8 protein-coding genes and 1 pseudogene are annotated in these 12674 nt (G+C 56.0%); 7 read left to right on the forward strand and 2 right to left on the reverse strand.

Annotation, left to right across the window (positions count from 1 at the left end):
• The 5 genes and pseudogenes from ACP7DD_RS25870 to ACP7DD_RS25890 all read left to right on the forward strand — a co-directional run.
• Nucleotides 1-120, forward strand: a pseudogene (locus ACP7DD_RS25870) (IS481 family transposase); the annotation flags it as partial.
• Between the two features lie 212 nt (nt 121-332).
• Nucleotides 333-2486, forward strand: a complete 2154-nt coding sequence (zorA, locus tag ACP7DD_RS25875) for an anti-phage ZorAB system protein ZorA (RefSeq protein WP_426178196.1) — start codon at nt 333-335, stop codon at nt 2484-2486.
• 2 nt (nt 2487-2488) lie between these two features.
• Complete coding sequence (locus ACP7DD_RS25880) at nt 2489-3202, forward strand: OmpA/MotB family protein (RefSeq protein ID WP_426178197.1); 714 nt, start codon at nt 2489-2491, stop codon at nt 3200-3202.
• Nucleotides 3196-5046, forward strand: coding sequence for an EH signature domain-containing protein (locus tag ACP7DD_RS25885; protein WP_426178198.1), 1851 nt, complete (start codon nt 3196-3198; stop codon nt 5044-5046). The genes ACP7DD_RS25880 and ACP7DD_RS25885 overlap by 7 nt, the downstream gene beginning before the upstream one ends.
• 3 nt (nt 5047-5049) lie before the next feature.
• On the forward strand, nt 5050-8928 hold the full coding sequence (locus ACP7DD_RS25890) for an SNF2-related protein (protein ID WP_426178200.1): 3879 nt from the start codon (nt 5050-5052) through the stop codon (nt 8926-8928).
• A 215-nt stretch (nt 8929-9143) separates the two neighbouring features.
• Here ACP7DD_RS25890 and ACP7DD_RS25895 read toward each other — a convergent pair whose 3' ends face one another.
• Nucleotides 9144-9725: a hypothetical protein gene (locus ACP7DD_RS25895; RefSeq protein ID WP_426178202.1), complete on the reverse strand. Its 582-nt coding sequence runs from the start codon at nt 9723-9725 to the stop codon at nt 9144-9146.
• A gap of 211 nt (nt 9726-9936) precedes the next feature.
• Between ACP7DD_RS25895 and ACP7DD_RS25900 the strand changes: the two genes are divergently transcribed.
• Together ACP7DD_RS25900 and ACP7DD_RS25905 are read left to right on the forward strand one after the other, a co-directional pair.
• The gene (locus ACP7DD_RS25900) at nt 9937-10734 is read left to right on the forward strand and encodes a hypothetical protein (protein ID WP_426178203.1); all 798 of its coding nucleotides are present in this window, start codon (nt 9937-9939) and stop codon (nt 10732-10734) included.
• Nucleotides 10735-10906: 172 nt separating this feature from the next.
• Nucleotides 10907-11161 (forward strand): hypothetical protein, encoded by a 255-nt coding sequence (locus ACP7DD_RS25905; protein ID WP_426178204.1) that lies wholly within the window; start codon nt 10907-10909, stop codon nt 11159-11161.
• Between the two features lie 403 nt (nt 11162-11564).
• Here ACP7DD_RS25905 and ACP7DD_RS25910 read toward each other — a convergent pair whose 3' ends face one another.
• Nucleotides 11565-12521 carry a hypothetical protein gene (locus ACP7DD_RS25910; protein WP_426178205.1) on the reverse strand — a complete coding sequence of 319 codons (957 nt, stop codon included), beginning with the start codon at nt 12519-12521 and terminating at the stop codon, nt 11565-11567.
• Nucleotides 12522-12674 lie beyond the last annotated feature (153 nt).

Here is a 12674-nt window from a genome sequence, read left to right on the forward strand (position 1 = left end):
TGCATTCCGCAACGCGCCTTGAAGCATTTAACGCCGATTCAAGCTCTCAAGGATTGGCAGCAAAAAAAGCCGGAACTATTTCTAAAACGCGTCTATAACCAAGCGGGTCTTGACATGTAGCCACCGGCGGTTGCCGAGGTAGCGATAAGTCGCCGTACTGCATCGGGCGAGAATTGCATTGGCTTGCACCACCGTAGCAACAAAACAATGCCATAAATAAATTCTTCATTCCCAGTATGCAATATAAAGTGTACAGTTAGTTAATTTTTCTACTAATAATTTTGCCGCGTGGTCTGTTGAAGTCTGGACGCACCGGCAGCAACCCAACAGCCATGAAGACCATTCAAAGCTACCTTGCCAAAATTAGTCCGGTTTTCGCCGATGTGGACGGTGTACCGCTTGCTATGCTGGTACTCGTCATCCTGATTACCTCCAGCTTCCTGTTGTTCTATTTGTTTAAGGGGGTGCAGGTTGGTTTCCAGCTCCGCAGTGCCGTCAAGGGACTCCAAGGGTTGCAGAAAGACGAAGCTGAGCCAGAAGAAGCAGGGGCAATCCTTCGCTGGGCGCCTTTTACGCACCTTTGGTCGGAGTACAAGGACACACTGCACATCCTGAAAGTCGCCTCATCAGGTACCACGACGCACCAGGAAGTGCGCGCGACGATGCCTGCAGAAGCGTTTTTCACCCGAGATATCTTGGTCGATGGACGTTTGTTCGACGACTTCACGCGCCACATCCCTGGAGTTCTGACGGGTCTGGGCATCATTGGCACATTCGCCGGGCTGCTCAGCGGGTTAGGCAAGTTTGATCCGTCCACTTCTGCCTCCGCCATTTCCGGCCTGACCCCGCTAATGGGGGGCGTCACTCATGCCTTCGTAGTGTCCGCCCTGGCCATTGGATGTGCGATGCTGGTCACGTTCATCAGCCGCCTGGTGCTCGCGTACCTCTACCGGCTGGTCGACGAGCTTACACAAGCGATCGACTCCCTGTACCGCACCGGCGCCGGTGAGGAGTACTTGGCGCGGCTGGTACAAGCCTCCGAAAAGAGCGAAGCGCACGCCGCGCAGCTCAAAGAAGCGCTCGTCGACGATATGACCAAAATGATGACGAACTTGGTCGAGATGCAGATCAAAGCCCAAGCCGAGTCGAACCTCGCCCTAGGACAGCAGATTGGCGGCGTGATTGCTGAGAGTCTGGCAGGACCGATGCAAACGATCGCTGACGGAATCAGGACGACAGCTGAGGGTAATAACGACGCGGTTAGCGGCATGCTTGAAACGATGCTCGCTGGCTTTATGGCGAAACTCGAAGACACTTTTGGTGGACAGATGCGCGGCATCAATGAACAGATGGCAAATTCAATGGGAGCGATGACTGCGGTCCAGCAGTCACTCCAGCAACTGCTTGGCGATATCGGGCGGACCAACGAAACCGCGGCCAGCCAGATGAGCGGCAAACTAGAAGATGCAATGAAGCAGGCCGCAGCTAACCAGGAGGTGTTGACTGGACAGATGCGCGAGTTCGTCACCGAATTCCGAAAGCTCGTTACCGAAGAGCAGCAGAAGTCGAAACAAGTGATGGATGATTCGATTTCTAAAGTGCTGGAACAGGTCAGTGCAACCGTGGAACGGCTCGATCAGGCACGCATCGCGTCTGGTGAAGTTGAAGAGCAGCGTGGAGTCCGCATTGCGGACGAAACACGCCAGCTGATCGGCGGTCTTTCCCAAGCAATGGACGGTTCCGTATCTAAGGTGCTGGAACAGGTCAATGCAACGGTGGCTCAGCTCGAACACGCACGAATTGCGTCGGGCCAGGTAGAAGACCAGCGTGGTGCCCGGATCGCCGACGAGACGCGCCAGCTGATCGGAGGACTTTCCGGCCAGGTCCAGGCGTTGCTTGAATCGGTTGCGCAGCAGGTCGCCAAAACCCAGCAAAATATTGACGCCTTGTCTGGCACTTCCATGCGAGCGATAGACGGAATGAACCAGGGTGCGCTAACGATGAGCGCTGCGGCGCAAAAGTTCGAGACTGCCGGCGGAGCAGTCAGCACTGTGTTCGACCGCTCTGGGAAGTTATCCGAACAGCTGACGATTACTGCCGCCGGCCTGCAATCGTCAGCAGCTGCGGTACGCGACGGCTTCGAGCGCTACGACGCGACCCGCCGGGTCGCCGATACACAAGTGGCGGCGTTGACGGTGCTTGCCGAGTCTGTGAAGAAGGAAGCGGGCCTATCGCGTCAGATCGTCGATGACCTGGAACGTATTGTCGCCCAGTTGCGCAGTGCTGAAGGGCAGAGCCTTCAGTACCTGGAGCAGGTCAATTCCGCTCTCGTGGACGCCTTCGATCACTTCAGTAACGCGCTGACCAAGCAAGTGAAGACGTCTATTACAGACACCGACCGGCACCTCGGGAACGGCGTTAATCAGCTAAACGGCGTCGTCCAGCAGCTCGCGGTAGCAATGGCGCGTCTGCAGAAAGTAGATTGAGCATGCTGTCTCGTATCGTGCTCAAGCGCGGCGGAAAGGCCGAAGGAGAAAGTCCTTTTTGGATCTCATTCGCCGACCTCATGACAGCACTCATGACACTGTTCCTGGTGGTCATGGCGGTAACGCTCGTTACGGTGATGGAAGGCAGAACCCAAGAAGAAGCAAAGAAAATCCAGCGAGAAAAAGATATCAGTGAGCTGATGTCCGAGATCGAGGAGAGTTCGCGCGAGTTCAAGGCTGTGAAAGTCAACAAGTCGACCTATCGAATCGACCTTGGCGATAAGGTCAACTTCGACAGTGGTCGCGCTGACATTGACGCCGCCGAGGCAAAGTTTTTGCGTAGCTACGTGCCGTTGCTTCTTAAGGCACAAGCGTCCCAGATTGGTCAGAAATGGATCCGGCGGATCGTTATCGAAGGATTCACGGATCAGGACGGTACGTACCTTTACAACCTGGCGCTTAGCCTCAACCGCAGCAAGAGTGTGGTCTGCGTTCTGTTTGCCCCAGTGCCGAGTGATGAGGTGGCCCTCACAGCAGGGCAAAAGACCCAGATCAGCGATTTGTTCCTGGTGGGAGGCTACTCCTTCAACTCAATCCGGCTCAACAAGGCGGAAAGCAGGCGCGTCGAATTCAAGGTCGAGTTCTGGCAGTTCGACGACGCAGAGAAAAAGGGTGGCGCTGCCAAGCCACCTGGCCTCGAGTTTGGGCAATGCTGATCCACTCTGCCATCGAGTCACTGCGGCAGCGCCTCAAGCAGTCGGCATCGTCGATTGATTTTGGAGAAGGCTGGTTTGGACAGCCTCAACTGGTCGAGCGCGCCGCGCAAGCGTCTGAAAAGCTCTTCCAAGGTTACGCCAAGGCTAAGCCTTCCGCCGAGGATGCGTACGCTGCAGTACTTGCGTTCGCCCGAGGTCAACAGGTAAGCGAACTGCAACGACATATGATCGCCAGTGCCATCACCGTACCGCTCCGTGAATTGGCGCATAGCCGTTTGCTGGGATTGCCCAGGTTCGCGCAGCTGATAGCAAGTTATCAGTCCCAAGCCAACAAGGGCAACTTGTGGCAATTGACATGGTACGGGCTGATGGGTTCGTATTTCGCATTCGATCCGGTTGGCGCGAAGGCCGAGGACCTTGCCGGGTGGGATCAGTTGCGCGACTTGCTAAATCAGACCTGGCCGTTAATTGATCGCCAGGCCGGGGATGCGCTTTGCCCGGACTGGCTGTCGTTGATGCGGGAAGAGCGGCAGCTCTTAGGACCTCGTCCTGCAGACAAGTACGGGCGCGACTGGCTTGATGGCAAGACCGAAGCAACTGAGAAGCTACGGGTCGACCTGGACATTCCGCCGGCGAGCTGGTTCTGGCACGAGCTGGTGGCTGGTGCTGTCCGTGCTTCGACGGCTGCGTCAGACGAGGTATTCATTTCGGCCATCCCGAAACTACTGGACTTGATCGCAGAGCGCCCGGTGTGCCGCGATGACGCGCTCGAGGCAATCCTCGGCCGGTATCACCTCAGCCGTGGCGCTCCGGTGCATGAAGGCCTGCGGGACTACGTCGTCCAGAAAGAGGTGTGGCGCAATCCGAAATTGCGCGACGCTGGCTATGCCACCGCGTGGAACCGGGTGCCCGACGAGGTGTGGCTGATGGTCCTCGGGTGGGTCAACGAACGCAACTTGCGCGACTTCTTCGATATCCTAGCCGCTCGCAATAAGGCCGACGAGGGCCGGCTTGAATTCTGGTCGAAGTACATGAAACAGATCACATGGACGCGGTTGATCTTCAGCCGCGACACTATGGCGCTGGCGCGCCAGAAGCCAGAGGTGCGAGCACTTATCGCACGCGAAGAGGGCGCCTATGCAACGCTGACTGTCAACAAAGACGTCGATGCGTTTATGATGCGCATCGGACGTTTCATCATCGTCGAATTCAGCAAAAAACCGAACGCTTGCTACATTTACGACGTCGATGATATGAAGTTCGATCGAAACAGCAGGCAATACACTGGCGGTACTGACGACCTCAAGTACGGCTACTACGATAGCGATGCCGCCAGCATTCGACATCTGCCCCATTGGCAAATCAACGGCGCCAAGACCCTCGCACGGTTGGGCATCTTGCCCGATGCAAGTATCAAGGACACTCTGAAGGGACCGGCGCAAGATATGCGCCGCGCCGCGCCGACTCCGCTACGACGCGATGAGGTGGCCACCACTCGCGTTACGACGACAGTAGCCGGATCATGGCCCTCTCCGGGTTTGACCCAGGCCCCCGCAATATCAGCGACCGCAGTGCCATCGGCTCTGGCCCTGACTTCAGACGATCGCGAGAGCGTGTCGGCGACCTGGTCAATGGCCCCGCGCGGCGCAAAATTCCGAATGGCCGGCCTGCAGTACATGGTCGGCCAGTTCAAGGAAGCGCGCATTATCGACGGGCGCAAGGCAGATGGCAGCGGTCGAGTATGGGTAGCCAATCCTCAGCGGGGACGGGACCTGGATCACTGGTTGGAGTCAAATGGCTTTGACTGGTCCGAACGCAGTTCTATGTGGTTCTTCCCGGAGTAACAATTGGCTTTCTTTGACCGCTTCCGCCGCATGAGCGGCGTTCCTGCCGTGAACTCTTTTCCGCTGACGTGGACAACTGCGGGCATACAAGTCCGTCTTCCGGTGCCCCTTGCTGAAGCAGATGCGGATGCGCTTCGGCTGATAATTGATACTGCGCCCGACCACGACTTGGTGTTCGGGGCATATCTCTGTCAGCTTGGAGATGAAGGACTGTGCGACATCAATAGTGAGCACCTCGTGCTTCCCTGGAATCTGGTGTATCGCCTGTTGGAGGACAAAGAGCATGCGGGTCCGATGACCATGTTCGGACTACCTCCTGTCGGCGTGCTGACACCGTTATTGCACCACGAGGGCGGTTTGTCGGACGCACAATTTACGCTGCAGATCGACGGCTGGCTGAAGGATGGGAGATCGGTGCGTATCGAGAACCGGACCGGCGCGGTATGCGTCGTCGATGGTGCCCCGACGCTCCTGCCGCACGCGGCGTGGGCGGTCCTGGATGCGGTGGAGACCTTCGCCGCGCGCCAGGATGCGCAACGCACCCAGCACGAAAACGAACTGGCCTGGGGAGAGATACGGCCCTTGGCCGACGCCGCAGGAGCCTTGTACAAAGGACCCTACCTCGAGAGCACCTACGTCCTTACTCCGAAAACGCTGCGCTTGATGCAATCGAAAGAAGAGACTGCGTTCGGCCGTGTGACCAGGGTTTCACCGCAATTCGAGGGCGCGCCTGCTGGCTGGCTCAAGGCGTTCGATGGCTACAATTCCGTCCAGCCGCACTATGAGCTGTCGCGCGAAGGACGCGGACGCATCCGCGTGGTGATCTCCGAGCCGGTGCGCAAAGTCCTAGAGGTAATCAAGCGCGAGATGCCGCAGCGCCTCGTCGCTGGCGCGCGCGCAGAGCGGTTCTTGCACAACCCTTGGGCGTTTCTTGGGGACGCCGCTCGAGAGGTGATCGATGAGGAGGGTTTCTTCGCCGACCGCGCATACGCCGGCGCAATTGACACGGCCTTCAGCATTGTGCCCAGGGTAGAACAGGGTCACATCAATAGCATTGATCTGGTGGTCACCGAGCATTTTGCGGGCGGGCCGCCGCGCGTCGGGTCGCAACCGTTTTCCGGCCCAGATCACTTTGCGCAATTCATTAGTGCCCTCGAAAAGGCTTTGTCCGCCGAACGTATCCAATTTCCATGGGAAGAATTCGACATCGCACTCGACGCGGAGTCGGCGTCGCAGTTGGAAATGGCGCGCAGCCAGCACGCTTTGTGGATAAGGCAGCCCGCCTTGCGAATTTCGTTCGAGGACATTTATGAACTCGATGGCTATAGCGGACGCATAGAAGGAATTGGCATCGCTAAACCAGTGTACGTGCCTGTCGTGCAGCGTCCGTCCGACAAGGGTGACGGCGACACCGGCTGGATGCCAGCGGACCTGACACCGATGGTGCGTGTGTCGCTTGAAGGGCAAAGTGAGGATGTGTTGGTCGCCTTAAGCCAGGAATGGGTGGGCGACTTCGGAAAGCAGGTAAGGGAGGCGGAGGCCGGGGGGCACGGCGAGATCACGAATGCTTCGCTGCCGACGCCTGTCTCGACGCCGAATGCCAGAACAATGCTCGACGCTTTCGAGTCGATGATTGGAGCGACGGAACACGTCAAAAGCGGCGGCAACGATACGCCGAGGAAGAAGCGGCCCGCAGCCGAGAGCCTGCTCGTCAAGACAAACTTCCATAGCATTGACTATGCCGAAGAACGTCGCGTTTCGCTTGCTTTACCTTTCGGCGCCCCGCCCATCCTTCCAAGATGCCTGCGCGACCCCGGCGGCCTGCGGGCACACCAGTTACACGGTATCGCTTGGTTCCAGCATTTGGTTTCGCGCGCGCCGCGCGACTGCCGCGGTGCTTTGCTCGCCGACGATATGGGGCTTGGAAAAACACTGCAGCTACTGACTGTTTTGGCACACCACTACGAGCAAAACCCGGAAGCTGCGGCGTCGATAATTTTCGCGCCGAAGAGCCTCGTCGAGAACTGGGACAATGAATGCGGCAAGTTCTTCACGAACTCCTTCCCGGAGCGACTAGTCCTGTACGGCGACAATTTGCGGGAAAAGCGGCAGCCGCTCGGCCTGATTGACCAAGCGCTTCAGAACCGGGGAGTCGTCGAGTTGTTGCGTCCGAATTGGGTGGGAACTGCCAAGATAGTCATCACCACTTATGAAACACTGACCCATTACGAATTTTCGTTCGCACGTCAGCCGTTCACATTCGTCATCTGTGACGAGGCGCAGCGGATCAAGACTCCGGGAACCCAAGTGACCTTGGCCGTCAAAAAGCTCAAGGCGGACTTTCGGATCGCCTGCACCGGCACGCCTGTCGAAAATTCGCTGGCGGATCTGTGGTGCCTGTTCGATTTCGTTCAGCCAGGGCTTCTGGGCTTCCTCGAAGATTTCGGAAAGGTTTATCGGCGTCCGATTGAATGCGCGACCGAAGAACACCAGGCGGCGCTGGCACAACTCCAGGCGTTAATTCAGCCGCAGACTCTACGCCGCACCAAGGCCGATTTGGCCGGTGAGTTCAAGCGCAAGCTGTTTGGATACAAGGCCGCGCGTGACGACGACCTTCAATTCAAAGAACGTCTCGCGGTCGGCGAACGCCTCGAACTACCGATGTCGCCGCACCAGCTTGTTCTTTACAAAGGCGGACTGAGAAAGCTACAAGCTGCCGGCAGCGAAAACGACGGTCGCAAGCGTGCCCGCTTGTCCTTCGGTGCGCTTCACCACATGAAGGCCGTCTGCGCCGAGCCTTATTGTCTTCCTGGTACCAAGTTTCTCATCGATAGCAAGGGACTGGACGCTCATCTCGCCAATTCGCCAAAGATGGCCTGGTTGCTCGCTTACCTCAATAAGGTCAAGCTGGCCGGCGAAAAGGCGATTGTGTTCACTGAGTTACGCGAAACGCAGCTGGCTCTTTTTTACTTCCTGAAGAAAGTGTTCGACCTGCGACCGATCATCATTAATGGCGATTCGGATGGGCGGCAGAAGAGCATCAACCGATTTTCCGAGGGCGAAGGTTTTGATGTCATCATCCTTTCGACGCTGGCCGCCGGTGCTGGGCTAAACGTCACTGCGGCTAACCACGTATTTCACTTCACCCGCGCGTGGAACCCGGCTAAAGAAAACCAAGCCACCGACCGTGCCTTTCGCATCGGCCAGCAACGCGATGTGTACGTCTATTGCCCAACAGTAGTATCGGACGAGTTTGCCACTTTCGAGGTGCGGGTCGACGAAATCATGACGCGCAAGGGTGGCCTCGCCGATTCGACAATTGACGGATCAGGCATGGCTGCCATGCTCAACGGCGCCGGCGGTGATGCCACCTTCGCCGACCTTATCGGCACAGAGACCGGCGAGCTTGCGCCACTCGAATATCTAACGATGGACAGCGTCGACCGCATGGAAGGCTTTTCGTTCGAGGTGCTGTGCGAACTCCTCTGGACCCGGCAGGGCTTTGTGGCAACGGTCACGGCAAAGCAAGGTGGTGATGGCGGGATTGACGTTGTGGCGTTTCGTGGAACCTCCGGGGAACTGCTGCAATGCAAAAGTTCGGTGAAGGATGCCGTCGGCTGGGATGCGATTAAGGAAGTAGCGGCCGGTGCTGCACGCTACCAGGCGCGGTACCCCAACACGGAGTTCGAGAAGGTGGCGGTCACGAACCAGCGCTTTAATGAGCCGGCCCGTGTGCAGGCCGCAGCAAATAGCGTGCGACTCATCGAGCGCGAAGCTCTAGCCAGAATGTTGGGTGCACGTCCAATCTCCAATCAGGAGTTCGACAGTCGCTTAATTGAATGGCTTCCTACTGCCGGAACTCATCGGCGCGCTGCAGGCTAAGTGCAGGGCGCCGTCCGCCGGCAACGTACGCGAAGCGTGAATCGTAGCCGCTGATCCAACCAGTTGGAGCGACGCAGTTTTCATCGCCACGTTATCAAACACTGCCGCGTTCTTTCCGCTGGCAGATAAAGCTGACTACGTGTTGCTCAAGAATAGATAGCCACGCTTCACCCCGTTTGCCCCGAGTTACCGTGGAATCGGTCCAGGTTACGATTTTATTTCGGTACTCGCTGATCCGCTTCTTCGGGACCAAAGAGTATTCCTAGTCCATCAATTGCCGCGTTGAACCGTGCCTTTCTTTCTTCCTCAAGCAAACCCGTCACTCGGTCAACCGTGCTGTTGACTTTCGTTGCCGTATCTTGCTCCTGTTGAACCTCCGCCAAGATTTGATCGAACATCGCGTCTAAGTCGTGCTCGTCTGAGCCGGCTGCGCTTTGTTCGCTACTTAGGACATAGGTGCCGGGCCGGGCGTAGTGCGCTACGCCGAGTAGCTGAAAGATGCCGCCTAAAGTCGTGAAGTTGCAAGACCCTTCTTTTGCGCAGGTATCAAGATTGATGTTAAACCACGTCCGGGTAAAGGATGAATTCTCCCGGAGTTGATCATATGCCCGAGTAAATTCCGTGACGGTTATCCCCTTTACGAGAGGCTTGCCTGGACTTTTGTGGTTTGGTACCCAGTAAGTCAAAGCCGGTTCGCCCCTTCGTATACCCCAGCCTTTGATTTTGAAGTCAGCAGTTGCCTTAGGTTTAGGGATTGTTGTGCCATTTTTAAGGCTCTGGATTTTATCTAATATCATAATTTATGGTCTGGAACGGACGAGTTCGTTTGGGTATACGCTGCACTATCCTGTCACGAAATTACTACTTGAGCAATACGGCGTCGTCAGTGGTTGGCAAAAGACGTCGCAAATTTTTCGGTAGGTCAATCGGATTTGAATTTTCTTCATTGCGGAGGCATGTGCGATCCACTAGCGTATGATGACGAGAAGAAAATATTAAGCGCACAACATGGTCCAACGCCTTGCCGAACTGTTCACACCGCCTCCGCTCGACTGGGAACTGCGCGGCGACCCATATTTGTGGGCCGATCTCGCCAACATACTCGGCGACACGCTAGTTGAATCACCGTCGACACTGCGCACGTTGCTTGAACGCTCAATCGCTGGGCTGATCGGTTCTGAGCTTGACGGGGATGGGGATGTACTGGTGGCGAAATATGCCAATGGCGGCTTGTCCGATGGCAGGATTTCACGGGGCTTCTGGCGCGGAACGGCAATTCCGATGCTAGTAAAGCGCGTCAAGATTTCCGCCCCGCGTACCCATGATTATTTCGCCGAGCTCTACGTAGCCGGGCTGTTTGGCGACCACGGCTGGGCGATCTACTTTCCAAAGCGCGATGTGGGATTTGACTTCATTGCCTCCAAAGAGGTGAACGGGCAGACACTGCTACGTCCGGTACAAGTTAAAGGGCTATATCCTACCGAAGGGAAGCTCGACAAGTCAGCTTACGGCTTTCGTGGCCCGCTCACCGCAGTTCATCCCGACATGGTTCTTGCAATGCCATTTTTTGCAGCTTCGGGACGTGGCGTTGCTCCAGCCTGTGTTGCCTATATGCCGGTGCCACAGGCGAGCAAGGACTCGCCGATCCGTTGCCAGCCGGCTAGGCTAATCAAGGGAATTCCCCAGCCGCGCGTCATTTTTGCAAAGTTTTTCGACCAAGCCGGCCTAATTGCCCTTGAGGATCCTGCTTGGGCGGATCAGCTTGAAGAGCAGGCTCCTCTCCTTAACCGTCATCCTGGTTTATGAGCGCATTCACTTCACCGATCCTGATTGAGCTAGCAGGCCGTGGGCAATCCCTGCAGCGTATTGCCTTAAGCGGCGCTAGCGGACAGTACAGCGAGGATGGCTTCAAGATCTCCTGTTTCGCCACCCAGACGCACTTCCGATACGTGAGATTGACCCACACGCGCGTGACCTAATGCCGGTGTGTACCGAACTAAACACGAATGCAGGCCCTGCCGATATTCTTTATGTGACCTGTATTTGGATTGAAGTGCAACCTGTGCGTTACCAAGAACTTGACGCGGCAGGCGAGCGAGAGCGCGTGATCGGCTATCTTGCGCAAAATACAAACGCCATGGTGAATGTGTTTCGGCACCGTCTTGAGACCTTGCAGCGTGTGCAGGAGGTTGTTCCTATGGCCCCGGTCTGGAGCGCCGGCACCGAAACCTAATACTCATTTCAGCGGTAGTCGCAATACTTTCCTGTTTGGTATAGAGCTGTTTTGTTGTCTAGGAAGACGGAAGACCCTCTGCCCGTAGGGGACCTTTCCGAAAACTGGAACTTCTAAATTTGGTTTGCGTAGGAGAATCTTCTCACCGCATCAACCCGATGCTCTGAGAGGAAATTCCCATGAAACACTCCAAAACCGCGGCGAAACCACGCGCAATTAAATCGCCGACTCTTTCCCAAGTTGCGAAGCACTCTTTGGAGATTTCTGCTCCGAGCATAACTAGCAATCTGCGCGTGGAAGAAATAGTGCTTCGGGAACAGGCCAAGCCGCGGTGGTTCAAGTTAACGTTCAGGTACAAGAGGGGGACGAATCGCCTTAAAGACCGTTCGGGTCACGCTTTACGTTAATTTGCTTGCGGAGTGACTGGACCTCGACCAATCGTCGCTTCAATCCGCAACTGAAGACGCTTGGTGAGTTCGGGCAGGTCCTCAGGCTTCCAGACGATGAAATTGTATTGGCGATTGTCGAAATGAACTTCAGTAAGAGCATCTTCCCGCACAGTCCAGATCACGGGGAGACCGAGGCCCATAGCAAAGCCTGCCTCGAAATAGACCCCACCTCGCTCCCCGGTAAAATCGGCAACAACAAACCGGGAGCTTCGGATGTTGGCGAGAATTTCATCATCGATCTTGTTGTTGTGCTCGACGCCATCGATTCGGACCGCATCATACCCCGCAGCGTTAATCGCTGGCTTGATTGCGTCTGTCCAGATTGCTGCCACCTCTTCGTTGAACCACATCGCACAAAAGCCACTAACCCTGTCTGCGCCACCGAGTCTCAGTTCTTCAAGATGATCGTACCCATTAGGAGCGATATGCATTGTCGAGGTGAAATTTTCATCGGAATCTAAAAGCCAACCTTTAGTTTTAGTCATGTAGACGGTCAATAGATAGCTAAGCTCAGCAGGGTTCGCTGACCAAGAACGAGCACACCACTGCGCCGGATTTCCGGTGAACAGGCGCTTCGTCAATTCTGCCCCTATCGAAGGATAAGTTTTATCAATTGCGATTAGCAGCTTTTCGGCCCGCTCCGCTACGCTGGGGGTTCGTAAGGTGCGGAGCGGCCCCAAATCTTCAACGCGAATTAGTAGACCACGATTCTCTCTTACCCAACTCCGAGCGTTTGTGCGCTGCCGTATATTCGTTATAGGCGAACTGGCGAGGGTTCTCGATGCGTCGTCAGAGATTAAGTAGTCACCGCAGTACGGACAGATAACCTTATAGCGGTCGTTCCCCGAGTCTTGATACACTTCCGCACTTTCCTCAGTACAAACAACGCATGCTCCGTCGATCTCTTCCATGTTTTCCTCGAGTCAAAAGTACAATAATCTTACACTAGGGAAGCGCTGAACAATTGATGATTTCTGTGCAAACGATGCGCTTAACAGGGCCGCGTTATTTGGGTACCTAAATTTTCATTTTCACGCATTCAGACCGGCGATTTCGGCCATTTT

The organism is Massilia sp. TWR1-2-2 (genome assembly GCF_049897565.1).
Taxonomy (GTDB): domain Bacteria; phylum Pseudomonadota; class Gammaproteobacteria; order Burkholderiales; family Burkholderiaceae_D; genus JAFCUW01.

Coding starts and splice junctions, on each gene's coding strand:
- ACP7DD_RS25885 (WP_426178198.1), top strand. CDS start 3,196: ATGCTGATCCACTCTGCCATCGAGTCACTGCGGCAGCGCCTCAAGCAG.
- ACP7DD_RS25900 (WP_426178203.1), top strand. CDS start 9,937: ATGGTCCAACGCCTTGCCGAACTGTTCACACCGCCTCCGCTCGACTGG.
- ACP7DD_RS25910 (WP_426178205.1), bottom strand. CDS start 12,521: ATGGAAGAGATCGACGGAGCATGCGTTGTTTGTACTGAGGAAAGTGCG.
- ACP7DD_RS25895 (WP_426178202.1), bottom strand. CDS start 9,725: ATGATATTAGATAAAATCCAGAGCCTTAAAAATGGCACAACAATCCCT.
- ACP7DD_RS25880 (WP_426178197.1), top strand. CDS start 2,489: ATGCTGTCTCGTATCGTGCTCAAGCGCGGCGGAAAGGCCGAAGGAGAA.
- ACP7DD_RS25905 (WP_426178204.1), top strand. CDS start 10,907: ATGCCGGTGTGTACCGAACTAAACACGAATGCAGGCCCTGCCGATATT.
- zorA (WP_426178196.1), top strand. CDS start 333: ATGAAGACCATTCAAAGCTACCTTGCCAAAATTAGTCCGGTTTTCGCC.